This window comes from Arthrobacter caoxuetaonis (genome assembly GCF_023921125.1).
Taxonomy (GTDB): domain Bacteria; phylum Actinomycetota; class Actinomycetes; order Actinomycetales; family Micrococcaceae; genus Arthrobacter_B; species Arthrobacter_B caoxuetaonis.
The window spans coordinates 1103259-1129989 of sequence record NZ_CP099466.1 but is presented as its reverse complement, the minus strand read 5'-3'; the positions used below and the strand labels follow the sequence as shown (position 1 = coordinate 1129989).

Below are 26731 nucleotides of genomic sequence, written 5' to 3'. Positions count from 1 at the left end.
TCTGCCGTACCCACTTACTGTTAGGAGCCTTCATGGCCTCACGCGAGCCCAACCCCGAACCGTCCGGTGCGTCCCCCGTCTTCTTCGGACGGAACAGTTACCGGGAGCATCTGCGTATCGGAGAAATCCTGCGCAAGGAAACCGTCGGCGGTGTCCTGCTGCTGATCGCGACTGTGGCCGCCCTGATCTGGGCCAACTCACCGGCGTCGGAGGGCTACTTCGCCCTGCGGGACTTTACCTTCGGATACGAACCCTGGCATCTGGAGCTGAGTGTCGGCGCCTGGGCAGCTGACGGGCTGCTGGCAATCTTCTTTTTCCTGGTGGGCCTGGAGCTCAAGAAGGAATTCGTCGCCGGCGATTTGCGGCAGCTGAGCAAGGCAATCGTCCCGGTGGCAGCGGCCTTTGGCGGGGTGGTTATTCCGGCGCTGATTTACGTTGGCGTGAACGTGTTCGCGGGTTCGGACGGCCTGCGCGGCTGGGCCATCCCGACGGCGACCGACATTGCCTTCGCACTGGCGGTCCTGGCTGTCATTAGTTCGCATCTGCCCACCGCGCTGCGCATCTTCCTGCTTACCCTCGCGGTGGTGGATGACCTGATCGCCATCACCATCATTGCGTTTTTCTACTCTGAAGACGTGAACCTGGCGATGCTGGGCCTGATGCTGATTCCGCTGGCGGCCTTCGCCCTCCTGGTGCAGCGCGAACCGCGGTTCTTTGGCGCCCGGCGCTGGCCCTTCTGGGTGATCCTGGCTCCGCTGGCCGTTGCCGCCTGGATCTTGATGCACGCTTCCGGAGTGCACGCAACGGTGGCCGGTGTCCTGCTTGGCTTCACCGTTCCGGTGCTGCGCCGCGCTGCAGACGGCAAGCCACTCCCGCCAAACGAAGACAAGCCTGGACTGGCGGAAATCTTCGAACACCGTTTCCGCCCGATCTCCACCGGCCTCGCTGTCCCGGTCTTCGCGTTCTTCTCCGCCGGCGTTGCGATTGGCGGGTTTGAGGGCCTGAGCCGTGCCCTCATGGACCCGGTGGCCCTTGGCATCATGGCGGCGCTGGTGATCGGCAAACCGATCGGCGTCCTGCTGACCACCTGGGTGCTGACCTCCGTCACGAAGGCCACCTTGGATCAGTCGGTGAAATGGGTGGACCTGACCGGCATCGGTCTGCTGGCAGGCATTGGTTTCACCGTGTCCCTGCTCGTCAACGACCTCAGCTTCGAGGTGGGTTCGGCCCACAACGACAACGCCAAAGTAGCCATCCTGGCTGCCTCCGTGCTGGCCGCTGTACTGGCCTCCATCCTGCTGACCATCCGCAACCGCTACTACGCCGAGCTGGAAAAGGCGGAGCGCGTCGATGCGGACGACAACGGGATCCCGGACGTTTTCGAGGGCAAAGACAACCCCAGAGGCTAGGGGGTTTCCCGGCCGGTCACTGGACCCCGTTGGGGCAGTTGAACCAGTCGCCGTTTTCCTTGTACTGGAAGCCGTGTTTTGCCAGGGCAGCGGACGGCGTTCCCACGACAGTCACCGGGCCGCCGAGGACAACGGGGGCCGAGATCGCCGTGCTGAGCCACGCGTTGCGCACGGCAACGCTGAACTTGGAGTTCTTGCCGTGCGCGTCGGCAAGGAAAGGCTCGATGCCGGGAAGTGCCGCCAGGGCGACCGTTCCGGATGACCCGGGCACTGCGTAGCTCAGCGTGCCGGACACGGACTTGCCGTTCTTGCTGACGAGCATGATGTCGATGATCGTGGCTGTTCCCGCCGGCGCTCCGGCAGCAGACCAGGAGACGGTGGTATCGCGCCCGCCGTTTGAGCCACCCACGCCGGGATTCCTGGCGCAGGTGAGGGCCGTGGGAACAACCGGAGACGCAGGAGCCGTTACCGGCGGCGTCGTTGGAACGGGTGCGGTGGGCGTCGGCGTCGGAACCGGTGCGGTGGGCGTCGGCGAAGGTGCCGGAGTCGTCGGAGGCGTCACCGGCGGTGCGGTGGGCTTTCCCGCCGTCACCGTGATCGTTGCCGTGCCCTGCTGGCTCCACCAGGCATAGGCGGCCGGACCACCGAGGCCCAGCGCAACAGTCAGGACAAACGCGGCAGCGGCAGTGCGGGAACCCGGCAGGCCAGCCAACCGCTTCAGAGTGCCGCGGCGGTGCTGCTGGGCGTCGTCGTTCGTGTCCATGGATCCCTTATTCATGCTGAAGCCGGCTTCCGGCTGATGCGCGTCCGGGCAGCAGCAGCTGCAAAGAAGCCTACGGCCAAAAGCACCATGAGCGTGCCCTGCCACGTGCGGATGATTGGCTCGACAGTGCTCTCAATGAACGACGCCGGTTCCACGTCCGCCGGTACATCGGTGGCAGCGGGCTGTGCAGCGGGCCGGGCAGGCAAACCGGCAGGTGCTGCCTGCAGTGCAGGAACGGCGAATCCGGGCGCGTTTGCGGCTGCCGGAGTTCCCTGGACCATCAGCGTTTCTGCTCCGGCCGTGGGAGCGGCCGGCGACGAGCCGGGCGTCCCCCCGGTCTGGGGAAGCTGGACGGGACGGACTCCCCCTGTGACGCCGTCGCAGGCTGACCGGTTCCCCTCCCCTGCTGCGTCGAGCAGGAACACGAGATCGAAGGAACCCCGTTTGTTCATCGTGGAGTTCGGTGCCGCGAGGGCGAGCCCCGCAGCCAGGTCCAGCCTCCGGTCGGTACCGGCGGGGATACCCGCTCCCAGGTCAAGGTCGGTGCACGTTCCGGCGGGACCAAGCCCTCCGGCGCCGGCGTTGATGGACGCAAGGGTCGCGGCCAGGGACAAATGGCCCGAAAGTTCGGAGTCCATGTCCCGGCTGATGGCTCCAACACTGAGGAACGCTGCCTCGGGTCCGGCATTCCGGATCCAGACGGAGGCAGTGCTTCCCTCGCCCGGTACCAGGCGTACGCCCTCGGGAAAGACAGCGCCCCTCACGGATGTTCCAAAGGAGTTGCCATCCAGGCTGACCTGCAAATAATCATCGGCTGCCTGCGCGGAAGGCGCGCCGGCAAGGGAAGCAGCGGCCAGCAGCCCCCCTGCCAGAGCTGCCAGGCCGGTCCTCGCGCCCCAAGACGCTGTGGGCCGGACGGAAGGGTGCATCAGACAGCCACACTGACGGCACCGGATGCGCGGCGGGCTGAGATTTCGTGGTCACAGTGGTCGCAGTCGTGCAGAATCGGATCGTCGCCCAGGAGGGATGCGTCGTCGTCGTGCATGCGCGGAAGGGCGCTGTTCCTACCCTGCGCCGGCGCATCGCTGCGAGGAGGCAGGTCCAGCAGCATGGCGTCCATATCGGGCTCGGTCCCCTTGCGCTTCTTCTCCAGCCCGCCGCGGACCAGGAGCACGATTCCGTAACCCAGCAGGCCAACCGCCGCCCACTGGGCGATGGCACCGCGGTCGCTGTTTCCCAGGCCGTTCGCGATGAAGCCCACGTACGGCACGGCGTAGGAGAGCTTGCCCCGGATCTGGACTTCCTGGACCGGGGACTCATCGGCGAGGTCGTTGTTGTCGCCCTGGGTCGTGAAGACGCGTTCGCCGCTCTGGCCTGCACCAACACCAATGATCCGGTGCGTGATGACCGTGGGATCCCCGGACTCGATCTGGTAGGTGATGACGTCGCCAACCTGCAGCGCGTCAGCCGGTGTCGGTTTCACGACAAGGAACGTGCCCGGAGCGTACTTGGGCGCCATCGAATTCGTCAGCACGGAGTACGTCTGCGACCCGGTCAGCAGCGGAACGATGATCAGCACCAGCGCTGCCAGTGCGGTAACGCACATTGCCACGAGGCTGAGGGCCGAACCGGTGAACTTCAGTGCACGGAGCGCCTGAGAGTTGTTGCTGCGACCAGATGACATGGACGTCACTATCCTTTGTGTTCGACGAGTTGTTCGACGGTGAGCGGGATGGAGATGGTGGACACCTGTCCCTCTGCGCTGACGGTCGCCGCAAGGCTGGCCTGGAAGCAGAGAACGCCGGAGCCGTGCTTGGGGATCTCAACCGGGCCGGCTGCCGTCCCGGCATACAGTGCGGGGTTATTGCAGGCGCTGAGGTCCGCCCCGGCGACGGCACGCTGCTGGACGGCCAGCAGGCCGCCGAGGCTGCCGGTGTCCACGGGTCCGGCCGAGGCACGGAGGGTGAACTGGCCGCCGGCGTCAGTGTGGTTGGTGAGCCGCACTCCGGCATAGACCGATGTGCCGGCATCGACGATGCCGAAGTTCGTGGTGGCCAGCGCCACGGTGCCCTGACTGCCGTCAGGCTGGGCCATCATGACGGACCCGCTGCCGCCGTCCATCTCGACATTGAATGACGCGGCTTGGACGCTTCCAGAGGTCGCCTGAACCGCGGCGTTCCACAAGGCGTAGGTTCCCTGTACGGTCAGCAGGCCCAGCAGCACGGCACCGGACACGAGTCCAGTTGCCTTCAGTGCTGTCTTCTTAGCCATGGTCTGCTTTCCAGGAGGTAGGGTCCGGTGGGGGTGCTGTGCGCGGCTTCGATGCCGCGCACAGCCGGAATAAACAAGGGCCAGCGGTGACTAGCGGACGACCTGCTGCAGGACGTACTGGATCTTGGTCAGGTCCTGGGTCTTCAGCTGGGTGGTGTTGTCCGAATCCTTCTTGAAGGTGACGGTCGCCTCTACCGTCGCGATGCCGTCGTTGGCCTGCGTGAGGGCGTTGGTGCGGATTTCTGCACCGTTCTGGCTGACCTTGTAGGTGTAGTCCAGGTGGGGTGAGAGACCGTCCATGCCACCGATGTAGGTAGGGGTAAGAGTTGCCTCGATCTTGTCGCCCACCAAGGTGAGATCAACGTTCTGCACGAAGGACAGCGTCTCGCCCGGAACGACCTTGTAGTTTGCGAGGTCGATTACCTGGTTGGAGCTGTTCTTCCAGACACCGTTATCGACACGCTTGATCTCCAGCTGGCCCGCTGCGATGGAGCCAACGCTGGCCGTCTCGGTGTCGTTCCAGATCGCCAGGGTTCCGCCGCCGCCGAGCATCAGTGCCACGCCTACGCCGGTTGCCAGTGCGCCTTTAGCCATCTTGTTCATTCTGTATCCCCTAAAAGTTGATTCCGCAGCAGGAGCTGTTCCCGCCGACAGCCCTAATCTGCTATCCGTTTCTCAAGAAACCCGGCGGTCCCGGCACAGGGTTGCCAAAATGATTGCGACAATGCTCAAGGGCCCCGCAAGGCGCCCGCAACATCTGCGCAATCCGCAGTTGAGGGCGCGGCAAACGCAGGGTTCCGCCTGCTGAGGGGCACGAAAAACGAGCGATCCGGAGGAACAAATGCAGCCACCGCAGCACGGCCAGGGGCCGCGGCAGAAGCCACTCCTTGCCCTCGCGCTCCTGGCCTACGGCGTGATTCTGGCCTTCATCGTTTTTTGGCCCCGCCCCGTGGACCGGAACCTGTCCGGAGAGCTGTCGCGCCTTTTGGATCTGCTGCACTCCGCCGGCGTTCCCGCCTGGATCAACTACGAACTGGTGGAATTCTCGGCAAACGTGGTCCTGTTCCTGCCGGCAGGCCTGCTGCTGGCAGCCTGGCTTAGCCCGCGCTGGGCCTGGCTTGCCGCCGTCGCCGGCGTGTGCTGTTCCGCCGCCATCGAGACCGGACAGGCGCTCCTGATCGCCGGCCGCTACGGAACGGCGCAGGACGTCATCGCCAACGGACTTGGAGCGGCCCTGGGAACCGTCATGGTTTATCTCTGGCGTGCTGGTGCCTCCCGTCGTGCGGAACCAGCACCTTCGCCGTAAACAAAGCCATGGGCCGCGTTACGTCACCGACCGGCATTTTGTTTACCCGCAGGCCAATTTCGCGGCATGATGACATAATCCGCATTTACCCGTAAGGAGCACGGACGTGACCACCACTTCCAAGACAACGGCCCGGGCCTACCAGGTAGTGAACCCGGCTACCGGTGAGCCGGGCGAGGCATTCCCTCTGGCCGACGACGGTGAAATCAACGAAGCACTTGCCGCATCGCAGGCGGCCTTTGAGTCCTGGCGGGAGGTCCCCATCGAGGAACGCGGACGCATCGTGGCCCGCGTCGCTGAGCTGTTCACCGAGCGCAGGGATGAACTGGCTGCGATCATCACCGAAGAGATGGGCAAGCCTCTGCCCGAATCAGAAGGTGAGGCGGAGTACTGCACCGAGATTTTCAATTACTTCGCCACCGAAGGACCTTCGCTGGCGGCAGACCAGGAAATCAAGGCCATCGGCGGCGGCCGCGCGGTGATCCAGAAGCTCCCTGTGGGCCCGCTGCTGGGCATCATGCCGTGGAACTACCCTTACTACCAGGTGGCCCGCTTCGCAGCTCCCAACCTGATGCTGGGCAACACGATCATCCTCAAGCACGCCGAATCCTGCCCCAAGTCGGCGCTGGCGATCCAGCAGATCATGGACGACGCCGGTGTCCCTGCAGGCGTGTACCAGAACGTTTTCGCCAGCCACGGCCAGATCGCGGACATCATTGCCGATCCCCGCATCCAGGGCGTCTCCCTCACCGGCTCCGAGCGCGCCGGCGCGATCATCGGTGAACTGGCCGGCAAGAACCTGAAGAAGGTAGTGCTGGAGCTCGGCGGTTCGGACCCTTACGTGGTGCTGGACACCGAGGATGTCAAGGAAGCGGCGGCCAACGCCTGGGCCACCCGCCTGGAAAACACCGGACAGGCCTGCAACTCCAACAAGCGCATGATCGTCAGCGAGGGCATCTTCGATGACTTCGTGGCGGAGCTGACCAACCTGGCCAAGGACCTGCAGCCCGGCGACCCGGCGGAGGCCGCCGAAGGCACTTATGCTCCGCTCTCTTCGCGGGCTGCAGCGGAGGGGCTGGCCGAGCAGATCCAGGACGCCGTGTCCAAGGGCGCCACTCTGCACGCCGGCGGCACCCTCTCCGAGGGCCCCTCCGCCTACCTTGCCCCGGCCGTGCTCACGGGCATCACGCCGGAGATGCGTGCCTACCGCGAAGAGCTCTTCGGTCCGGTGGCCGTGGTCTACAAGGTCGGCAGCGACGAGGAAGCCGTCAAGCTCGCCAACGATTCCGACTACGGGCTCGGCGGCGCGGTTTTCTCCACCGACGAAGAGCGCGCCCGCAAGGTGGCCCAGCAGCTTGAAGTTGGCATGGCCAACGTCAACGGCGTCGGTGAAGGGGCCGACATCCCGTTCGGCGGCGTCAAGCGTTCCGGCTACGGACGCGAGCTTGGCCCGCTGGGCATGGACGAGTTCGTCAACAAGCGGTTGTTCTACGTAGCTGACTAGCACCCGGTGGACTGCAGGCAGCACCCGTACCGCTCCCGGTGCCGGCGCTGCCTGCAGTTTCGCTGTGATGAGTGCGCTTTCAAACTTTCCGCGATCTTGAGCCTGTGCGGGGAGAGTTCCTGAGCTAGGGGTGGGACCGTTGGTGGTACTGATCCACTGCGGTTCCCCCACCAGCGGGACCGCTGCCCTTCCAGGAGGACCCCCATGTCTCCCCGCCAGAGCACTGTGCCTGAATGGCGCGCAATCCGCGCCTGCAGCATTGCTCCCGCCCCGCCGGTCACCTCGTGACAGCCGTCAAAGAGCGCCAGATCACCCGCACCCTGACCTCCGCTGCAGCACTGAATGAGCTGAGCGAGCAGATGGGAAGGGAGGCCGTCAGGCAGTTCGTTGGCAATTACATCCACATGTGGAACGGCCGGTTCGAGAGGCTCGTCACCGCACTGGAAGAACCGGACTACCCCGGTGCCATGGACGTAGTGCTCAGCATCAAGATCTCCAGCCAGATGGCCGGCGCCCTCAGGCTTGCGGGCTACGCATTAATCGCCCAGGACATGGTGCGCGCCGCTGACCATGCAGGGCTGGTGTCCCTTCTTGATCCGCTGCAAAGATGCGGTGAGGACACGGTCAGGGCCCTGTCCGAATCCCTGTCCCGCCTTTAGCAGGTTGGCAGTGCCGGACCTGCAGGAACACTACTTCGCCGGCGCCAGCCGGTAACCCACCCCGCGGACAGTCTCGAGCCAATTGGGTGACCGGGAGTCGTCGCCGAGCTTGCGGCGGAGGTTTCCCACGTGCACCTCGATGGTGCGTTCATCGGAGTCGCTGATGTAGGAGCCTGTGTCGTACTCTTCCCCGCGGAGCCGCCGAACCAGATCAGTCTTGCTGCGGACCCGGCGGCCGCTCTCCAGCAGCGCATGAAGCAGATCGAACTCGGTACGCGTGAGTTCGACGTCGCGTCCGGAAAGCTGGGTGGTCCTTGTCTCCGCGTCGAGCAACAGGCCGTTGTGGTTGAAGACGCCTTCTGCGGCGTCCTGAATTGGAGTTTCGGCAGGACGCGTCGGCGCGCCAGCAGCGGCAGCGGGTACGCCGGGGGCTGCCGCAGGCGCAGCAGCGGCGTTGTCGTCCTTGCGGGGACGGCGCATCATGGCAGAAATACGGGCACGAAGTTCCCGCGGCCTGAAGGGTTTGGTGATGTAGTCATCGGCTCCCGCTTCCAGCCCCATGAGCGTATCGAGCTCTTCGGCGCGTGCGGTGAGCATCACGATGTAGGCGTCGCTGAACAGGCGCAGCTGCCGGATAACTTCAAAGCCGTCGATGTCAGGCAAACCCAAGTCCAGGGTAACGACGGCAGGGTTGTGGCGCCGGACTGCTTCGACGCCGTCGGCTCCGGTTGGGCTGGCATGGACTTCAAAACCCGACTGCTGGAGTACGGCGTGTAAAAGATCGCGGATGTCTTTGTCGTCCTCAATGATGACGGCAACGCGCTGTGTTTCCATACTTTTTCGGTTTTTCCTGTCCTGCTGAGACCTCTGTATCCGCACCACTACATTCGGCATCCTACAGCTTCAATGGATAAACTGGGCACTTCATCACTGCGAAAATGCGAGGTATCTGGCCATGTCCAGTTTAAAGGGCAGGGCCCTGTCCTTTCTGGGAATCCGCAGGGACTTCCACGAGCTCGATCTCCGGCTTCGCGTCGCGCTGAGCCAGCTCCCCCTTTTCGCCGCCGTGCTGTTTTCCCTTCCGCTTGTTCATGCCGTCAAGCCGGAAGCGTACGCAGACGCTGATTTCCTTGCGGGTGTGTGCCTGGTTATGGTGCTTTCCGCAGCTGCCATAGCCCTGCCGTGGGACAACTTCTTCCAGCCCGCCTACTGGGTTATTCCAATTCTGGATTTTTTCGCTATTGCGCTTCTTTTCCGCGGGGTCCAGCCCGACGTAGCGGGGATGGTGGTGCTGGCTGTGTTCCCGGTCCTCTGGCTCGCCTGGTCGGGATTTGCCCCTCGCAGCGCCAGTATCATCAGCGTGGCAGGTTCGCTGCTCATCATCTGGGCGCCCCTGTACGGAACGGACCCGGTGGCCGCCGACTTCATAAGGCCCATCCTTATCCCCCTGGTCATGCTCGCCGTACACAAGTCGGCTGCCGTGATGACCCAGGATGCCGCCGGACAGCAGAGGGCCCTGGAAGAGAAGGACCTGGCATTGAAGCAGAGCCTCGCGGACAGCAGGCGGCGGGCCGAGCTGCTGGACGCGGTACTGGACACCATCGACGTCGGCGTCATCGTCCAGGCCAGGGACGGCCACGTGATGCTCATGAACAACCGGCAACTCGCCACCCATAAGCTCGCGGTCCCGGAGGAAGCGGGCAACTGGACTGAGGCGGACATGTTCATCTACGGGCCGGACGGCTTCACTCCGCTTCCGGCGGAAGAGCGGCCCCTGGCCCGTGCCATGCGGCGCGAGGCCTTTTCCGACTGCCTCGTGTGGGTGGGCCGCGGGGCGGAGCAGCGGGCTCTCACCGTTTCAGCCCGCCCCCTCGGCTGTGAAAACGGCGGCTTCAACGGCTCCGTCGTCGCTTTCGGCGACGTCACGGATATGGTGCGTGCACTGCGGGCCAAGGAGGACTTTGTCGCCAGCGTCTCACACGAACTCCGCACCCCTCTGACGTCGATCATCGGTTATCTTGACCTGGCCATTGGGGAAGCGGAGGACGACGGTCTCTCAACCTCCCTGCGAACGTCGCTGACCGTGGCCATGCGGAACGCTGAACGGCTCCTGGTCCTCGTAGCGGATCTGCTGACCACGGCGTCCGGCTCAGTCCACCTCGATCCTGCCGACCTTTCCCTGAGGGAACTGGTTGGATCGGCAGCCGATTCCGCGGCACCGCGGGCCCTCGCGGCAGGGATCAGGCTGCAGATCCGGCCCGGAGAGGACATCCGGGGCCGCTTCGACGCCGTGCGCGTGCAGCAGGTCCTGGACAACCTCATCTCCAACGCCATCAAGTACTCCCCCGCCGGAAGCACTGTGACGGTCCAGGTGAAGCGTGCGGACGGATCCGCTGTCCTGGAGGTCTCGGATGAGGGCATGGGCATGACCGAAGCCGAGCAGGCGGAGATCTTCAACCGCTTCTTCCGGACCGCGGCCGTCAAGAAAGCGGCAATCCCCGGGGTCGGGCTGGGCCTGGGGATCACCAGGGACATCGTCGAGGCACACGGTGGAAAAATAACCCTGACCTCGGCACCCGGAGTCGGGACGACCTTTAGGGTGGAGCTCCCGCTGGAGCACGTCGTGCAGCGGTGACACCTGTCCCGGGGGGATCAGGCGCCGGCGGCCGTCCGCACAGCCTCTTCCAACGCCACCCACGCGAGCATCGCGCACTTGACCCGCGCGGGATAACGGGCAACACCGGAGAAAGCAGCGGCATCGCCAAGCACCTCTTCGTCCGCCTCCACGGTGCCGCGGGAACGCATGACCTCCCGGAAGTTATCCACGAGCCCCAGTGCTTCGTCCCTGGGCATCCCGGCCATCATGTCCGCGAGCACCGAGGCCGACGCCATGGAGATGGAGCAGCCCTGCCCTTCCCAGCTGATCTCGTCAATTGTCCTTGCATTGGACTCAGGACCCAGCGTGGCCCGCAGCGTAATCTCGTCTCCGCAGGTCGGGTTTAACTGGTGGGATTCCCCTACCAGCACGTCTTTACCCGCCTCAGCGAGGCCTTCGCCGTGCCGCAACTTGGCGTGATCAAGAATGATCTGCTGGTACAGCTGCTGCAGTTCCGAACTCATGGCTGCTTTACTCCAAAAAAGGGACGCACGCCGGCTACCGCGTCCAGGAACGCATCGACGTCGTCAGTGGTGTTGTACAGGTAGGTGCTGGCCCGGGTGGTGGACACCAGTCCCAGCCGGCGGTGCAGGGGCTGCGCACAGTGGTGGCCCACCCGCACCGCAATCCCCTTGTCATCCAGGAACTGGCCCACATCGTGCGAATGGACACCCTCGACGTCGAACGCTGCCAGGCCAATGCGCTCAACGCCCGACGGCGGACCCACCACGCGGATGCCCTCAATGGCTTCCAGCCCGGAGACCAGGCGCTGGCCCAGCTCCATTTCCCACGCATGGATTCGGTCCATGCCGGTTTCCTGCAGGTAGTTCGCTGCGGCGCCCAGGGCCATGGCCTGGGAAATGCGCTGAGTGCCTGCTTCAAAGCGCTGCGGCGCCGGGAGGTATTCTGCCTTTTCCATGGTGACCGTGGTGATCATGGATCCGCCGGTGAGGAACGGCGGCATGGCGTTCAACAGCTCGGACTTGCCGTACAGCACGCCGATTCCTGTGGGGCCGAGCATCTTGTGCCCGGAGAACGCGGCAAAATCCACGTCAAGCGCCTTCACGTCCACGGGCAGGTGCGGCACCGACTGGCAGGCATCGAGTACCACCAGCGCACCGTGCCTCCGGGCCATGGCCACGAGCACCTGCACCGGGTTGATGGTGCCCAGCACGTTGGAGGCATGGGTGAACGCCAGGATGCGGGTGCGCGGGCTGATGATCTGCTCCGCTTCTTCAAGCCGCAGCGCACCGGCGTCGTCCACCGGAATCCAGCGGAGTGTTGCACCAGTGCGGGCCGCAAGCTCCTGCCAGGGAATCAGGTTGGCGTGATGCTCCATCTCCGTTACGACGATTTCATCGCCCGGACCCAGCGCGAAGCGGCGCGCCGCTTCGCCGCCACGGCCCGCGGATGCGTTGGAGAACGCATAGGCCACCAAATTCAGCGCCTCCGTGGCATTGGAGGTCCACACAATCTCCTCCGGCTGTGCATGCACCAAGTCTGCGATGGTGCGCCGCGCGTCCTCGAAGACGTCCGTCGCGGCGACAGCGAGGGTGTGCGCGCCGCGGTGCACGGCGGAATTGCGCTGTTCGTAAAACTCCTGCTCCGCCTCAATCACACTCAGGGGGTTCTGCGACGTGGCCCCGGAATCCAGGTACACCAAAGGGTGACCGTTGACCTGCTGGTCCAGGATGGGGAAGTCGTTGCGGATCCGCAGAACCTCCGCATTGTTGAGCTCCACGCTTTCCAGGGCAGTGTTCTCGTCCTGCCCGGCGCTCTGCAGGGTAGCGGGTGTGGAAACCACAGGCACTTTCAGTACTCCTCAGCTGGCGGGCATGCATTAGGAAAGATAAGTCTTCCGTAATCATCCCACGGGGAGAAAGCGAGGGCACCTCAGTCTGGCCTAAGTTCGGGCGTACGAGCCGTCTCCTGGTCCTTCACGACTGTGATCGGGCCCCAGCCTTTCCGGGCCGCGTTGAGAATCCGCGGCCCTCAGGCTGCCCTAATACGCCCCTTCAGGCTGCACCATGACCTTGACCGTGCGCCACATAATCATCAGGTCACCGGTGACCGACCAGTTCTCCACATAGAACAGGTCGAGACGGATCGACTCGTCCCACGGAAGGTTGGAACGGCCGTTCACCTGCCACAGGCCGGTAAGTCCAGGCTTGATGAGCAGGCGCCGGTGGGTTGATCCTTCGTAGCCCTTGACCTCTGAGGGAAGCGGGGGCCTGGGACCGACCAGCGACATGTCCCCGCGGAGCACGTTCCACAGCTGGGGAAGCTCGTCCAGGGAGAACTTCCGCATCCAGCGTCCGCAGCGCGTCACCCTGGGATCGTGCTTCAGTTTGAACAGCACCCCTGCACCCTGGTTCCGTGCGCGCAGCGCGGTCAAACGCTGTTCAGCGTCAACAACCATGGAACGGTATTTGAGCATCTGGAAAGTCCGGCCCCGAAGGCCCACCCGCTGCTGGCGGAAGATGACCGGCCCTTCGCTGTCCAAGCGGACAATGAGGCAGAGGACGATGAGCACAGGAGCGAGGAGAATGAGGGCGAGCGAAGAAAGCACAATGTCCAGGAAGCGTTTCAGGACGTGCTTCCCTCCGCTGTACTGCGGCAGTTCCACATGCATCAGCGGAAGACCCTCCACTGGCCGCCAGTGAATGCGCGGCCCGGCGACGTTGGTCAGGCTTGACGCAAGAATCAGTTCGGTGGAACTGCCTTCCAGTTTCCAGCCGAGTTCCCTGATGTACCGGTTGCCTCCTGGCACCGGACCAGCCACGATGACGGCGTTCGCTCCCACTTCCCTGACCAGGTCCGGGATCCTCTCCGGATCCGATTCAACTTCCCAGTCAGGATCAAGCACATCCTTGAGATCGGGCGCCGGCCCCTCCGGCACCACAACGCCTGACACCTGGTAGGTGGCCGAAGCGTGGGCAGAAACCTGCTTGACCACGTAGGCCACATCTTCGCTTCCACCGAACACCACCACTCGTGACAGGTAATGTCCCAGCCTGCGCTGCGACGTCAGCCATTTGCGCCACGTCCAGCGCGCTGCCAGCAGTCCGGCCAGCCCCAGCGGCAGCGAAACAGCCAATGCCGTGCTGGGCATGTTGCGCTGCAGGAGGACCATCGCCAGGACGACCGCTCCGAACATCCGCAGGGTAGCGTTCGCGACGCGTTTGTATTCATCGGCGCCAGTGCCCAGTAGCCGCTCTTCCCTGGTTCGGTACACGGCCAGACCGACGTTCCAGACCACGAGCAGGACGGTGAGGAACCCTACATGCTGCAGGGACTGGGCGGTGAAGCCCCTGCTGGTCACAGTGATGACAGCGGCCCACCCGGCAACCACGGCCAGGGCAGTCATCGCGAAATCGGTGATGATCAGGCCTACACGGTATTTCCTCCGCCAGGGTTCGCCGGCTGTTCTTGGCTCCGGCTGGTTTTGGTTTACGGCTGACCAGTGTTCGCTGATGACTTCGGGTTGGGGCCAACGCGAAGGCCGCTGCCGGGCGGAACGCTGGGCATGCCCCTCATGGAGCGGCGGCCTGCGGACCCGGGCTCTATTCATGCCTGCGGGTGCACCCATGTCAGATTCCCCTGTCCGGTGTTCGGGAGGAAGGAGCCGGCGACGGCTGGGGGGAAGTCTGGGTCTCAGCAGACTTCGACGTCGCCGGCTCCGCTTGTGGAGGTTCCTGTCCTTGAGTAACGCTGACGGAACCAGTGTTTTGACCACCGGTACTGGGGATCACGCTGGAGCGATGCATGTGAGACCTTCTCTGCACTTCTGAACTGACTTGGTTTAGTCAACGTCCAGGTCCAAGCCGCCGCATCAGTATTCGCCACCCTAAAAAGAACGCTGTTCACGTACCCGTGGGCACGCTGTACTCGGGACCCCTGGAAGCGCTACTTGCCTAGAATGCGGTCAGCAGTGTGCCGCAGTGCGGACTACGCACTGCGGCACACTGTCCGGGTCCTTCCGCTTCGGGATTCAGATTGCTGGCCGGCTGGTCCCGGGCACGGACTATTGCCCCGCCGAAACGCGTGGCTCAGCTTCGAGCGCGCGGTAAACGGCCTCCAGCTCCGTGCGCCGACCGATCCCCAGCTTCACGTAGATCCGGTACACATGGCCCTCAACCGTTCGCTGAGAGAGCGTAAAACGAGTCGCGATGTCCTTGGTACTGGCGTCCTCGAGCAGCAGCGCCACGATCTCGTGCTCGCGTTTGGTCAGCCGCACCTGGTGGACGTTGGGGCTCAGATAGGACACCGTCACGCCCGCAAGTTCGTCCCTCCGCCGGCGCAGCTGCTGGATAAGAGCGCGTTGCCGCCTCAGATTGTTATGGGCGCCGTAGTAGCGAATGGCGTGTCCGATGCACTCAACCGCCACCAGGAACTTGCGGCACCGAACCGCCTCATCCGCTGCCGAAACCATCTGCTCCGGGTTATCCGCAGCCACGGCGGCAGCGTACGCGTGAAGCGCCGCAGCTTCGGCTCCTTCAAAGGAATCGGTGAGATCCACAAGCCGCCTGGCCTGTTTGAGGTCACCGATGGCCACGGCAAGTTCGAGAATGTCCTTTTCGGCTGCCAGCTGCCCCAGCTCGCGGGCTTCAGCCGCCAGTTCACGCACCCGGGCCGGGGGGTCCGCTGCGTCCTGCTGTGACTGCGCCGCGGCCCCAAAAGCGCCGGCTGTCAACTCCAGCGCCCGCGGACCTTTGTAGCCCAGTCCGCGCAGTTCACCGGCGAACCGCCTGGCGGGACTGGTGTCATCCACGACGACGGCCACGTACGCCGCCAGGGCCAAGGCATACGGCAGGAGCCGTTCCGGGTCCCGGCCCCTCAGCACCTCAATGGCCGGCCGCAGGCGGCGGAGCCCTTCGCGGTAGCGGCCCTGGCGGATTTCCAGTGCCCCCTCCAGAACTCCCAAGGTTCCGCCGAATGCCAGAAGACCATGGGGGCTGGAACGAAGTTCGTCCGAGAGCATCCGGTCCAGATCCTCGAACCGTCCTCCGTGGAGCAGCGCCAGGCTGTGCCTGACCATGACGCTCGCGCGCACACTGCTGGACGTCAAGGCGCTTTGAGAGAGACAGCCCCGCGCCTGGCGGGCAGCCTGCACAGCCTGCCCGATTGACCCGGCTGCGGTCAGCACTTCGCATGCGAGCGCGTAGCCGAATGCCTTGATTTGGCAGACCGCAGGCGACAGCTCGTCCTGCCCTGCACTGTCCAGCGCGGTGAGCAACGCCATGGTCGTCGACGCCGACTCCCCGGATACCAGGAGGTTTCCCTCTGCCGCCCTCGCCCATAGAGCCAGCACGCTGAGGCCGGCCGCCAGCCACGCAGTGCGTCCCTCCCCACGGTCCGGCCCGGTGATTTGCCCGTCCCGCACCGGCCAGTCCTTCGCCAGTGACCTCAGCCGGTCTGCCGCGTCGTCGGAACAGGCAGCGAGCTGAGCACTGACCAGCACGGCGTAATCAAGGGTTTCCGTGTCCGGAGCCGTGAGAACGGCGTCCTCCAGACCTGCCCGGGCCTCCGAGATCCGGCCCAGTGCGAGCTGTGCAGCGGCAGCCTCGATCCGGCCTGCAGCTGCCAGGGGGCCCGGGGTGATGGCAAGGGCCAGGCGCAGGGCCGTTTCCGCATCGCCGTCAGCGTTGGCCGCCCGCGCACCCAGCAACAGTTCGCCGTCTGACGAGGCGGCTCCGCAGTCAAGCGCCCAGGAAACAAGCCGCGGAGCCTGCGGAATGCGTTCGGTGGTGTCTGCTTCCAGCAGCTTCCTTCGTATTTCCATGCTTCGCATGGGCGGCACCAAACTGCGAATGGCCTCCGCATGCAGCGGCTGAACCATCTTCAGCTGCTCGGGGACATTGGCGGCAGGCTCCACATACCCTTCCTCCACCAGGGCTTGAACCGCCTCTTGTCCACCGAGCGCCACTAAGGGTCCGCGCGGCAGAACGCCCGCGAGCGCCACAGCCTCCAGGACCAGCCTCTCGGCGGCCGGCCGGCTGGCCAGCAGACGCTTGGCCAGATCCTGTACTGACGGTTCCAGTCCAGTGGGAAGCGAACGCAGGTACCAGGCGCCGTTGCGCTGCAGCAGCTCGCCTCGACGTTTGGCACCGGAGAGCAAAGCCTTGATGTACATCGGGTTTCCACCCGAGATCCGGGCGAGTACTGCACTGGAGGCACGCAACAGCGGTCCGCCGAGCTCATTGACGCACTGCTGGTGCACGGCTTCCACGGAAAGCGGCTGCAGGTCCACCCGGGACATCAGCCCGTCCCTGGCCAGCGAAAGCAGCTCCTGGATGTGGACACTTCGGTTCCGCGAAAGGACAAGCAGCCGAAGTTCTCCCGACATGGCCAGCTGGACCAGCACGTGGCTGGAAGCCTCATCAAGATGATGGGCATCATCGACGACAAGAAGCGCCTGTGGATGCCCTGCTTCTGTCCGGGCCTGGAAGTAGCGGCGGATATTGCGGAGCACCATCAGCGGTGATGCGAGGTCCTCCTCCAAAGCCCTTTCCATGAAGGGAGTCAGTGCACTGTAAGGGATCCGGGACAGCACCGGGCTGCCGTGGATCCGGTAGGGGGCAACAATGCCCTCAAGCCGGCGAAGGACCTCATCTGCCAGTGCACTCTTGCCCATGCCTTCCGGGCCCAGGACAAGGGCTCCCCGCAAGACCGGATCCAGAAGGTTGTTCACGATTGAATCGGCTTCAGCTGCCCTCAGGAAGGGAGATGGAGTAGGTGTCGCCGCCGTCATTACAGTTCCCCCTGTGCCGAGGCCGCTTTGCTGCTGGCTATGAGCCGGGCCAGTTCCCGCCGGCTGCCAACGTGCAGCTTGGAGTAGATCTGGTAGAGATGTCCTTCAACGGTCCGGACAGAGATGGAAAGCTCGGAGGCAATCATCTTGTTGGTTGTCCCGGCCGCCGCATGGCGCGCGATAACCCGTTCGCGCGTGGTGAGGCCGCGCAGGCAGTCCTCCACCTCGCCCTCCCCTTCCACCTCGCCTGACTGAAGCCTCCGGCTCCGGTGGATGAAACGGACAGTGGCGCGGTCCCCGGCACCGGAAGCGACCTCCAGTGCACGCTCCCCTGTTTCATGTGCCAGGAGTTCGTGTCCCTGCGCAGCTGCGGCGTCCGCGGCAAGCAGGAGCAGTTGGGCATCGTATCCACCGGAACCCTTGGCGTAATCTTCGGCAAACCTGGCGAACCGTCCCTGCAGTCCGGAAGCGACGTCGAGCAGTTGCTGGGCTGTATCGGTGCTGCCCAGGCGAACCGCGCTGACGAGCCCCAGCAGGGCATAAGCGCCGGCGCCCCGGGCCTCGTCAGAGTCGGCAAGTGCGGCCATTTGCTCCGCGGCGTCCGCGGACCCCAGCACTCCTCTCGCCAACACAATGAAATGGGTCCCTGTTCGCTGAAGGTCGGCGTGTTTTGGTGCTGAACCAGGGTCCGCTTTCCGCAGGTGTTCCTCTGCCCGGTCCCGATGCCCCTGGAGAGCTGCTGCATAGGCAGCGGCAGCACTGACGACGGGCAGCAGGCCACCCGGGTCGGAGGCTTCAAGCTGGCGGACGGCAGGAAGCAGTTTGGCCGTTGCTGCGGCCCCGCGGCCCGCGAAGGCGTGGAGCATGCCTTCCGAGGCCTCACGAAGGGTGCCGCCATAGGATGCCCCGCCGTCCTCGTCTGCAGCCAGGTACTCGGCAGCTACCGACACCGCACCCGTGACGAGCAGCATGTGAATAATGCGCGACCGGGCTTCCGCGGCCTCGTCGCGCGTGAGGTCCGGCTGGGACCCGTCGACGAGCATGTGCCAAAGAGTGGCAGCGAGCTCCTGCGCGTCGGACTGCCTGTCAGTCATGCCCCACGCGGTACACAGCCAAGATCCTACGAGTATCCGGAATCCGCGGCCGTTTTCATCTCCCCGCGCATAGATGCCGGTGAGCAGGGATACGCTCTCGCGGTACTGGCCGTGCTGTGAAAGGCACCGGGCCCGGGCCAGGATGAGATCCCGCTCCAGCTGTGCCGCTTCGCCGCGCTCCATCTCCTGGAGCTTCAGGGATGCCAGCATGGTCTCTGCCTCGTCGAGCAGGCCTGCGTGGCCGTCAGCATGGGTCTGTTCGCGCAGGAGCCGCAGCCGTTCGCCGTTTTCTCCGCTGCGTGCGCCTTCTGTCTGGCACAGGGCGCTGCTTTCGGCAAGCAGCAGCCGAACGTCTTCCAGGGAACTGCCGGTACTTCCGCCGCAGGCCCGGTGACGGGCGACGGCGTCCGCTGCGGCGCGGGCGTCTCCCCTGCGGAGATGGGAGAGAGTAAGTTCCAGGACAGCCGCGGGAGAGTAGATATGGTTTGGGTCCGCAGCGATGAACCGTTCGGCAGCGGCGGGATTTCCGGACCCGTTTGCGGCCTGCGCAGCCGAGAGCGCCAGCGGGGCGGAAACCTTGGCACCTGCCGAGATGAACCATTCGGCCGTGAGATGCGGCCAGGCGACGTCCTGGTCGGGAGGGAAGCGTTTCAGCAAATCGTTCCTGCGGGCGGTATCGAGCTGGGTGCGGAGGATTGCGCCGAACGCGGGCTCGGCGAGGGACAACACCGGTACCCCGGAATGGGCGAGCTGCAGCAGCCCTGCTTCCTGCAGTGCGTCCACCTCCGTGCTGTCCAGGCGTTCGAGTACCTGCAGGAGGGGAAGGGCGCCACAAAGTGCAAGGACGTCAAGGAGTTCCCTCTGCCCCTCTGTCACAGCCGAAAGCCTGGCACCCATGGCTGCATAAAGCCGCGGAAAGGCGCACTCCATATTCGGGGAAAGCACCCAGACCCCTCCGGAAAATGCCAGACGTCCGCAGTCCCGGTAGTCTGCGGCCGCAGCCAGCAGCAGGCTCGGATTCCCGCCGCTCACCCGGGTCAGGTCCTCAGCCGCCGCCCGGCTAACCGGGCCGCGGAGCTCCGCCTCAAGCAGGTGGGAACACTCGGAGGGAAGCATGGGTTCAAGGTCCAGGCGGGTCAGCAGGCCTTCCCTCCACAGCCCCATAAACTCCGAAGGAGCAGCACTGAAATCCCGAAAGGCGGCGAACATATGCGCCGAACGGTTCACGACCATCTGGCTGAGGACCATGGCCGAGAACTCGTCGAGTTCCTCGGCGTTGTCCACGGCAAGGATCACGGTTCGGCCGGCAGCCCGTTCACGTACCAGCTCAGTCAGCCCCCGCAGGATCAGCACGGGGTGGGAGGACGCCTCCGGCTCCAAATCCGACAGGAGGAACGTCAGGGCGCCGAAAGGCGTCCGCCTGGCAAAGGCGGAACCCCGGATGTGGACGGTGTACGAACCCCTGCCATATACCTGCAGCACGTGCCGCATCAGCGCGCTCTTACCGCTGCCTGCCTCGCCGATGAGGAGGCAGCCACTGGCAGCAGACTCCGGCTGCAGACGTTCTGCCATGGCCTTAACCAGCCCGGAACGTCCCAGGAACAACGCGTCCGGAGCAGCCTGGCGGGCAGGGGGGGTACCAATAGTCGGGGGGTGCGCCTTGAGTGCGTTGGCGCCGGTCGAATGATGATTCTCCACTGAGACCTCTTCCTACAGCAAGCATTCTTGCCCGCGTTGGCAGACGCTCAACAGACTAGGGAGGGCGAAACGTGCCGACATGAGTAGGAATTACCAATGATCCGGGGTCCATACTCGAATAACACCGGTGAAATTCCATGCCGCTACTCGGTCTCTTCTCCGCAGCGGCATCCGGACTACTTGTATAGGGTGTCCTGTTTCCCGGCCAGGCCGCTGTCGGCATCACCGAGGAGCTGCCTCAATTCGGCCCTGCCCGAGACGTGCAGTTTCTGGAAGATACGGCCCAGGTGCCAGTCCACCGTGCGGGGTGACAGATGGAGAGCACTCCCCAGGGCGGAGCTGCTTTCCCCGTGCGCGGCCCTGACAGCGAGGTCCCTCTCGAACTCGGACAGTTCGTCCAGGCGGCGGCTGATGCTGTTGGCATCTGAAAGCAGGCGGAAGGATTCGTTAGCAGCCATGCGCGCCCGCCGCGTCAGGTTCCGGTTGTTGAGCGACTCGGCGGCCTCCCGCGCCCTGAGCGCGGTCTTGTACCCCAAGTCGATCAGCCCCGTGCCAAGCAGGGCTTCTGCGGCGTCGAGCTGGATCTTCGGCGACCCCTGCAGGAGACCGGTCCCCAGTGCCCGCCACATCTGGGCGGCGGGACCGTCGGCCTTCGCGGCTGCAGCTTCCAGCGCCGTCGCGGCCTGGTCGTCCCCGGCCAGGGCAGCTGCCGCCAGGCACAGCACGGCCTCGGGGTAGTTGCCCTGCTCCACGGCCCGGCGTCCTTGGGCTGTCAGGGCAGCGGCGGCATCTGCATCCGCCCTGCGTGCCAGAACCGCTGCTGCCTGGAAGAACCGGGTAACCGCCGCAATCTGTGCCGGCGGGCGCGTCCTGAAGTCGGGACTTGCAGCCAGATAATCCGCCATGGCGTCCCATTCCTGACGAGCCGCGTAGCAGTAGGCCACAGCGGCGTACGCCATGGGCAGGTCGTCCTGCGGATCACTGACCTGCAACTGACGCAGGGCCGGCAGCAGGAACTCCAATGCCGTGTCGGCCCGCCCGCCCAAGGCATTGATAATTCCGTAAGGCAACTCAGACCAGCCGCCAGGAAACGAATCCAGGCACCGGCGCGACGCGTTCGAAAGAAGCTCAAGACCCTTGGACAGTTCGCTGCACATCACATACGTAGAGGTGATTCCGCCAAGAACCTGAGCTTCAACGGAATGTGGAAGCTTTCCCGCATTCTCCAGGCTGTGCCACAACGCTGTTGCCTCTTCGCTCGCCTCCCGGCTGAGACCGCCCAGCGCAAGTAACTGGCACCGGCTCGCCCGTGCCCGCAAACGCACGGACTCGGACGCGCTGCGGTCCCTGCACAGAGCGGCAAGTTCGCCGGGAACCGCCGTGAGATCTGCATCCAGTGCGGCCAGCGCAGCCCGGGCGGCCACAACCTCGTTCCGGAGCACAGAACGATTCGGTGCGGACACCGATTCAGCGGACACCCCGGCGCGCTCCAGCGCTTCGTCTGTGTGGATGCGCGGCTCGGGCAGCGAGCGCGCCAGCGTAGCCAGCTCCAGATAGGCGGGTACCTGGGTTGCGGCGCTTCCGACCGCCAGGACAGCGTGCAGCTCCCGCTCTGCTGCCCGGAGGCGCTGCGTCGCCCGCAGCGCCCTGGCACGTTCAAGCCTCAGGAGCGGGTCCGTTGCCAGGGTGGGAACTGCGGCTGAAATTTTGAGGACTGCCTCCGCGTCCCCGGCGTCATTGGCCGCAGCGCAGGCACGCAGGGCAACGTCAGCGTCTACGCCTTCGCCCGATTCGCAAGACCATTCCGCAAAAGCTCTCACGGCGGTGTCGGCGCAGGCCCATAGATCCGGATTCGTCTGCAGGATTTCCTGCCACAGGTCGAAGGACCGTCCGACGGGTATCAGTCCGGCCACCAGCCGCGCATAGAGCGGATCACGCAGGTAGACCGCGCTTTCACCGTTTTCGACCTTCAATATCCCGCGTTCTTCGAGAGCGTCCACCGGCTCAGCGTCGACGACCTTTAGCAGGGTCCCCATGGGGATGCCCGGGCACAGGGAGACGAGTTCCACCACAGTGCGCTGCGGGAGCGGTATTTCTCGGTACCAGGACTCCATCCAGTCGGACATTTCTCCCGAGAACGTCAGCGGACCCGTGAGTGTCCAGGTGCCCCCGCGTTCCTGGATACGGCCGGCTGCGATCTGGTCCCGGCAGAGCAGGGAGGTAAAGAGCGGATTGCCCTTGGCCTGCGACCAGACGGTTTGCACTGCGAGCGCTGAAGGCCGTCCGTGGGTGATCCTTTCCATGAGCGCCTGGGCATCGGAAATGTCCAACGGACCAAGATCAATCCTGCGGACCTTTCCGTCAGACCACAGCCGGACCAGTTCTTCGCCGCACAGCAGCAGGTCCGGCGTGGTTGCCAGCAGGGCAGCGTCCGACTGGCGCAGCAGCTGCACTGTGACGGTCTGGCTCAGGGCGTCCAGTTCGTGGGCATTGTCCACCACCAAAAGCACCCGCCGGCCCTGGGAACGTTCATGCAGGTGGACCTTCAGCGCCCTGAGCACCTGGACAGGATTGCTCAGCGCCGTCTCCGGCAACTCACTGAGCAGCCAGTTGAGCGCCCCGTAATCCGTGCGGGCGGCAACTTTGCTCCCGCGGATGTGCACAACATGGAATTGGCGGCCTGCCGCACCCGCCACATAGTTGGCCAGCGCTGTCTTGCCGATGCCTTCGGGGCCGACTATGACTGCTCCCCCGTTGCCCTCCAGCGACGTCCTGGTGGCACGCAGCGCCTCCGTGCGTCCGATGAGAGATGCCTGCGTGCTGCCGGAAGCACGGCCCGGGTTGAGCTGTGCGGGTGGTGCAACGCGCATGGATTTCCGCCTCTGGCCAACGTGTCATGGGTGGTCGAGCACAGATCGTAGGTTGGTGCGGCGGACGCGCCTACAGGTAATTACTACTGCCTTTGCGCCACTTGGACCGGAGAGCCGGCCGCTCCTGGACAGGCCGCTACTTGGGACTGGCCCGCTGATACCTACATCGCCGCTGCGGCTGTAGGGTATGGCCAGCACAACGGACACCGGGTGCGCGGGGGACGAGAGGAAGCAGCATGCTCAGCAACAGGGACAGCGGCATCAACGCGACGGCAGACGTCGCAGAGAACGCATCGATTGGCCACGGAACCCTTATCTGGCATTTGGCCCAGGTACGCGAGGACACCGAGATCGGAGCGAACTGCATCATTGGCCGCGGCGCCTACATCGGTCCGGGGGTCCGAATGGGCGAAAACTGCAAAATCCAGAATCATGCCCTCGTATACGAACCGGCGGTGCTGGGCAACGGCGTGTTTGTCGGCCCCGCCGTGGTCTTTACGAATGATACGTACCCCCGGGCAGTGAATCCGGACGGTTCGCTCAAGAGCGCCGAGGACTGGCACCCGGTGGGTGTTGAAGTGGGCGACGGCGCCGCCATCGGTGCCCGTGCGGTATGCATTGCCCCGGTTCGGATCGGCTCTTGGGCCACCGTGGCGGCAGGTGCCGTAGTGACCCGCGATGTTCCCGCCTACGCCGTCGTCGCCGGGGTACCCGCACGGCAGCTGGGGTGGGTCGGGCCCGCCGGGCATCCCCTGGTACCCGGTCCCGCTGAAGGTGAATTCAGCTGTCCGGTCACGGGAGAACTGTTCCGGCTGGAAGAGGACGGGCTCTCACCGGTGCCTTCCCGTCCCGCAGGATAGCGCTCCGCCGGCCCTGCTCCACCACGCTACTTAGCCGGGGCTGGATGTTCGGGTAGCACTTCGTACCCACCGGCATTCCACCCGGTTCCGCCGTCCGTGCAGACCAGTAGCGGCTACCCAGCCACCTGTTTCGTCCCCCTCCTATTGTTCTGGCTCGAAGCAACGAGCCGTAGGAGTGGACTTGGGAATGCAAGGCAGAAAAACGGGCGCCCGTGTCCGGGGCAGGCACGTGTCCGGAAAACACTCCGGAGCAGATTCCGGACAGGACCGCGCCCGCGCGGTCCTCGGCGGTGTCCCGGTGGACCTGCTGACGGCAGGCGAGGCCCTGGCCAGGATTGTGGAACGGCCCTGCGGCGGCCACGCGCCGTTGGCCGTCGCATCCATCAACTTGGACCACGTGCACTACTTCGGCACGGCAGGACGTTGGAAAGGCGCACTGGACCTGGCGGGCCGCAGCGGCGGAGCCGAGTGGCTGAACGTCATTGACGGTGCCCCCATCGCTGCAAAGGCAAGCGCCCTCTCCGGTCGCCAGTGGCCGCGGCTGGCAGGCAGCGACCTCATCGAACCGCTGCTGGACCATTGTGAGGAGCGCGGCCTCCGCGTAGGATTCCTCGGCGGCACATCCGAAACCCACGAGCGGCTGCAGCGGGTACTTGCCCAGCAGCGTCCGGACCTCGTCCTCGCAGGATGCTGGGCGCCGCAGCGCGGCCTGCTCTCCGACCCCGGGGCCAACCGCGAGCTCACCGCCGCAATCGCCCGCGCCCGCGTGAACATCCTGGTGGTGGGCCTCGGCAAACCGCGGCAGGAACTGTGGATCGCGGAGCATGCGGCCGCCACCGGAGCTGATGTGCTGCTGGCGTTCGGAGCCGTAGTCGACTTTCTGGCCGGACGGGTCCAGCGCGCCCCCGGGTGGGTGAGCAGCAATGGCCTGGAATGGGCCTGGCGCCTGGCCCTGGAACCCCGCCGGATGGCCAAACGCTATCTCGTGCAGGGACCGCCAGCCTACCTGCGGCTGCGCTCGCCCGCCCGCGTCCCGGCTGGAGCCAAACCCGTGCGCGAGGCTCCGGCCCGGGAACCCCTGCGCCCCCTGCCCGTGCCCGGCGGTTTCGCGCCCCCGGACGGCCGCGCCGACGTCGCCGTCCTGACCGTCACCCACAATAATGAGCGGGACCTCGAGGACTTCCTTGGCTCACTGCGCGCTGAAACAGCAGACCTGTCCATCCGCGTGATCGTGGCAGATAACTCCTCCACCGACGCCACGGTGGCGGTTCTTGCCGCGCACCCCGACGTTCGGCTCGTGGAGACCGGCGGCAACCTCGGCTACGCAGGGGGCATCAACGCTGCGGCACGGTATGCAGGCGACGCCGGTGCGGTATTGGTCCTGAATCCCGACCTGAGGGTCTGCCGCGGGGCCATCGCGTCCATGCTTCGCAGGCTGCAGGGCATCGGCAGCGGAATCGTGGTGCCGCTGCTGGCAGATGAGGACGGCAGCACATACCACTCCCTCCGCCGGGAACCGTCCATCACCCGCGCATTGGGCGACGCACTGGTGGGCCGGCGGCTGTCCCGCCGGCCCGCCTGGTTGTCCGAAATCGAGTACGACGCCGAGGCCTACCGTTACGCCCACCCCGTGGACTGGGCAACCGGTGCCGCCCTCCTGGTGGACATGCCGCTGGCACGCCGGCTAGGGAGCTGGAACGAATCCTTTTTCCTCTACTCGGAGGAAACCGAGTACTTCCGCAGGGCCAGAAGTGCCGGGGCAGCAGTCTGGTTTGAACCGGCAGCCAAAATGATCCATCGCCGGGGAGGCTCCGGCCAGGCCCCGGAGCTTGCTGCCCTGATGGCCGTCAACCGGGTTCGGTATGCGGAACTGCACCGCAGTGCCGGCTATGCCGCCGTCTTCGGCAGCATGGTGCTGCTCGCCGAAACGCTGCGTCTGGGCGGTGCCGGCCACAGGCTGGCTGTGTCGGCGCTGGTGCGTCCGAGCCGGCGGGCGGCCCTCCCCCAGGCGCAGGCGCCTAATTCCGTCCAGGACGGTGCGGGCCGGCCGTTCCCGCAGGGTTCCGTCATCATCCCGTGCCATAACGAGGAAACCGTTCTCGGCGGAACGCTGGACGCCCTGGCACCGGTAATCGAGGCCGGGACCGAGGTAATCGTGGTGTGCAACGGCTGCTCCGATGCCTCGGCCGAGGTGGCCAAGTCCCGCCCCGGCGTTCGTGTCCTGGAGCTGCGCGAGGCGTCCAAGACAGCCGCACTGAACGCGGGCAACGCGGCCGCAGACCATTGGCCGCGGCTCTACCTGGACGCCGACATCACGGTCCGCCCGGAAACCGTCCGCGCAGTATTCGAAGCTCTGCAGGACGGTCCGCTCGCGGTCCGGCCCGCTGTGGACTATGACCTGGCCGGAGCACGCTTTCTCATCCGCAGCTACTACCGGGCCCGGCGCCATCTCCCCGGCGCCCGGCAGGCTCTCTGGGGCGCGGGAGCCTACGCGCTCAGCGCCGAAGCCGGGAAGCGGCTGGGCACTCTGCCCGCCGTCGTCGCCGATGACCTCTACATTGACCGGGCCTTCACCGGGCCGGAGAAAGCAGTCCTGGACTGTCCCCCTGTCCTGGTGCGCCTGCCGCGCGACGTGCCCGGCCTGCTGGCCATCCTTCGGCGGACCTACCGCGGCAACTTTGAGCAGGGCGCGCTGCACAGTACCGCGCTGGGCAGTGCAGCGGGGATCCTTGCAGGAGTGCGCGGACCGCGCAGCGCTTTCGATGCTTCCGTCTACATTGCCTTCACCCTGGTCGGACGGCGCCTGGCGGCCTCCTCGCGGCCAGGCAGTATCTGGGAGCGGGACACCAGCTCCCGCACCGGCTCCGCGGCTCATGGGACGGTGTCCTAG

The 26731-nt window shown here is 65.3% G+C and carries 19 protein-coding genes; 7 read left to right on the top strand and 12 right to left on the bottom strand.

Annotated features, from left to right (window positions below):
- Positions 1–32: 32 nt before the first annotated feature.
- Positions 33–1409, top strand: a complete 1377-nt coding sequence (gene nhaA, locus NF551_RS05095; protein ID WP_227895023.1) for a Na+/H+ antiporter NhaA — start codon at positions 33–35, stop codon at positions 1407–1409.
- A 16-nt stretch (positions 1410–1425) separates the two neighbouring features.
- Here nhaA and NF551_RS05090 read toward each other — a convergent pair whose 3' ends face one another.
- From NF551_RS05090 to NF551_RS05070, 5 genes are all read right to left on the bottom strand, one after another.
- The gene (locus tag NF551_RS05090) at positions 1426–2172 is read right to left on the bottom strand and encodes a hypothetical protein (RefSeq protein ID WP_227895026.1); all 747 of its coding nucleotides are present in this window, start codon (positions 2170–2172) and stop codon (positions 1426–1428) included.
- An 11-nt stretch (positions 2173–2183) separates the two neighbouring features.
- Positions 2184–3101 carry a hypothetical protein gene (locus tag NF551_RS05085; protein ID WP_227895028.1) on the bottom strand — a complete coding sequence of 306 codons (918 nt, stop codon included), beginning with the start codon at positions 3099–3101 and terminating at the stop codon, positions 2184–2186.
- A complete protein-coding gene (locus NF551_RS05080) occupies positions 3101–3856 on the bottom strand; it encodes a signal peptidase I (protein ID WP_227895032.1) in 756 nt (251 codons plus the stop codon). The genes NF551_RS05085 and NF551_RS05080 overlap by 1 nt, the downstream gene beginning before the upstream one ends.
- Before the next feature lie 8 nt (positions 3857–3864).
- Positions 3865–4443: a hypothetical protein gene (locus NF551_RS05075; RefSeq protein ID WP_227916470.1), complete on the bottom strand. Its 579-nt coding sequence runs from the start codon at positions 4441–4443 to the stop codon at positions 3865–3867.
- A 90-nt stretch (positions 4444–4533) separates the two neighbouring features.
- Positions 4534–5037, bottom strand: coding sequence for an alternate-type signal peptide domain-containing protein (locus NF551_RS05070; RefSeq protein WP_227916469.1), 504 nt, complete (start codon positions 5035–5037; stop codon positions 4534–4536).
- Between the two features lie 247 nt (positions 5038–5284).
- Between NF551_RS05070 and NF551_RS05065 the strand changes: the two genes are divergently transcribed.
- From NF551_RS05065 to NF551_RS05055, 3 genes are all read left to right on the top strand, one after another.
- Positions 5285–5749, top strand: coding sequence for a VanZ family protein (locus tag NF551_RS05065; RefSeq protein ID WP_227895038.1), 465 nt, complete (start codon positions 5285–5287; stop codon positions 5747–5749).
- Between the two features lie 106 nt (positions 5750–5855).
- A complete protein-coding gene (locus NF551_RS05060; protein ID WP_227895040.1) occupies positions 5856–7253 on the top strand; it encodes an NAD-dependent succinate-semialdehyde dehydrogenase in 1398 nt (465 codons plus the stop codon).
- Between the two features lie 284 nt (positions 7254–7537).
- Entirely contained in the window at positions 7538–7912 is a 375-nt protein-coding gene (locus tag NF551_RS05055; protein WP_227895041.1) for an Hpt domain-containing protein, read from the top strand.
- Between the two features lie 30 nt (positions 7913–7942).
- Here NF551_RS05055 and NF551_RS05050 read toward each other — a convergent pair whose 3' ends face one another.
- Complete coding sequence (locus NF551_RS05050) at positions 7943–8746, bottom strand: response regulator transcription factor (RefSeq protein ID WP_227895043.1); 804 nt, start codon at positions 8744–8746, stop codon at positions 7943–7945.
- A gap of 121 nt (positions 8747–8867) precedes the next feature.
- Between NF551_RS05050 and NF551_RS05045 the strand changes: the two genes are divergently transcribed.
- Positions 8868–10547 (top strand): sensor histidine kinase, encoded by a 1680-nt coding sequence (locus tag NF551_RS05045; protein WP_227895046.1) that lies wholly within the window; start codon positions 8868–8870, stop codon positions 10545–10547.
- 17 nt (positions 10548–10564) lie between these two features.
- On the opposite strand, the gene sufU is transcribed toward NF551_RS05045, so the two are convergent.
- The 6 genes from sufU to NF551_RS05015 all read right to left on the bottom strand — a co-directional run bounded on the left by sufU (position 10565) and on the right by NF551_RS05015 (position 22981).
- A complete protein-coding gene (gene sufU / locus NF551_RS05040; protein WP_227895048.1) occupies positions 10565–11032 on the bottom strand; it encodes a Fe-S cluster assembly sulfur transfer protein SufU in 468 nt (155 codons plus the stop codon).
- Positions 11029–12378 (bottom strand): aminotransferase class V-fold PLP-dependent enzyme, encoded by a 1350-nt coding sequence (locus NF551_RS05035; RefSeq protein WP_423721424.1) that lies wholly within the window; start codon positions 12376–12378, stop codon positions 11029–11031. The genes sufU and NF551_RS05035 overlap by 4 nt, the downstream gene beginning before the upstream one ends.
- Positions 12379–12570: 192 nt before the next feature.
- Positions 12571–13935, bottom strand: a complete 1365-nt coding sequence (locus tag NF551_RS05030; protein WP_229971913.1) for a sugar transferase — start codon at positions 13933–13935, stop codon at positions 12571–12573.
- 657 nt (positions 13936–14592) lie between these two features.
- Positions 14593–17319, bottom strand: coding sequence for a LuxR family transcriptional regulator (locus NF551_RS05025; RefSeq protein WP_269438982.1), 2727 nt, complete (start codon positions 17317–17319; stop codon positions 14593–14595).
- Complete coding sequence (locus NF551_RS05020) at positions 17319–20111, bottom strand: LuxR family transcriptional regulator (protein WP_227895056.1); 2793 nt, start codon at positions 20109–20111, stop codon at positions 17319–17321. The genes NF551_RS05025 and NF551_RS05020 overlap by 1 nt, the downstream gene beginning before the upstream one ends.
- Before the next feature lie 176 nt (positions 20112–20287).
- Positions 20288–22981, bottom strand: coding sequence for an AAA family ATPase (locus NF551_RS05015; protein WP_227895058.1), 2694 nt, complete (start codon positions 22979–22981; stop codon positions 20288–20290).
- Positions 22982–23217: 236 nt separating this feature from the next.
- Here NF551_RS05015 and NF551_RS05010 point away from each other — a divergent pair, with 236 nt between their 5' ends.
- A complete protein-coding gene (locus tag NF551_RS05010) occupies positions 23218–23841 on the top strand; it encodes an acyltransferase (protein WP_227895059.1) in 624 nt (207 codons plus the stop codon).
- A gap of 229 nt (positions 23842–24070) precedes the next feature.
- Positions 24071–26731 (top strand): WecB/TagA/CpsF family glycosyltransferase, encoded by a 2661-nt coding sequence (locus tag NF551_RS05005; protein WP_227895062.1) that lies wholly within the window; start codon positions 24071–24073, stop codon positions 26729–26731.

What these genes read in the sequence shown, in the direction of transcription:
- NF551_RS05090 (WP_227895026.1), bottom strand. Translation starts at nt 2,172, where the DNA reads ATGGACACGAACGACGACGCCCAGCAGCACCGCCGCGGCACTCTGAAG.
- NF551_RS05050 (WP_227895043.1), bottom strand. Translation starts at nt 8,746, where the DNA reads ATGGAAACACAGCGCGTTGCCGTCATCATTGAGGACGACAAAGACATC.
- sufU (WP_227895048.1), bottom strand. Translation starts at nt 11,032, where the DNA reads ATGAGTTCGGAACTGCAGCAGCTGTACCAGCAGATCATTCTTGATCAC.
- NF551_RS05080 (WP_227895032.1), bottom strand. Translation starts at nt 3,856, where the DNA reads ATGTCATCTGGTCGCAGCAACAACTCTCAGGCGCTCCGTGCACTGAAG.
- NF551_RS05085 (WP_227895028.1), bottom strand. Translation starts at nt 3,101, where the DNA reads ATGCACCCTTCCGTCCGGCCCACAGCGTCTTGGGGCGCGAGGACCGGC.
- NF551_RS05010 (WP_227895059.1), top strand. Translation starts at nt 23,218, where the DNA reads ATGCTCAGCAACAGGGACAGCGGCATCAACGCGACGGCAGACGTCGCA.
- NF551_RS05045 (WP_227895046.1), top strand. Translation starts at nt 8,868, where the DNA reads ATGTCCAGTTTAAAGGGCAGGGCCCTGTCCTTTCTGGGAATCCGCAGG.
- NF551_RS05075 (WP_227916470.1), bottom strand. Translation starts at nt 4,443, where the DNA reads ATGGCTAAGAAGACAGCACTGAAGGCAACTGGACTCGTGTCCGGTGCC.
- NF551_RS05070 (WP_227916469.1), bottom strand. Translation starts at nt 5,037, where the DNA reads ATGGCTAAAGGCGCACTGGCAACCGGCGTAGGCGTGGCACTGATGCTC.
- NF551_RS05025 (WP_269438982.1), bottom strand. Translation starts at nt 17,319, where the DNA reads ATGACGGCGGCGACACCTACTCCATCTCCCTTCCTGAGGGCAGCTGAA.
- NF551_RS05015 (WP_227895058.1), bottom strand. Translation starts at nt 22,981, where the DNA reads ATGCGCGTTGCACCACCCGCACAGCTCAACCCGGGCCGTGCTTCCGGC.
- NF551_RS05030 (WP_229971913.1), bottom strand. Translation starts at nt 13,935, where the DNA reads ATGACTGCCCTGGCCGTGGTTGCCGGGTGGGCCGCTGTCATCACTGTG.
- nhaA (WP_227895023.1), top strand. Translation starts at nt 33, where the DNA reads ATGGCCTCACGCGAGCCCAACCCCGAACCGTCCGGTGCGTCCCCCGTC.
- NF551_RS05065 (WP_227895038.1), top strand. Translation starts at nt 5,285, where the DNA reads ATGCAGCCACCGCAGCACGGCCAGGGGCCGCGGCAGAAGCCACTCCTT.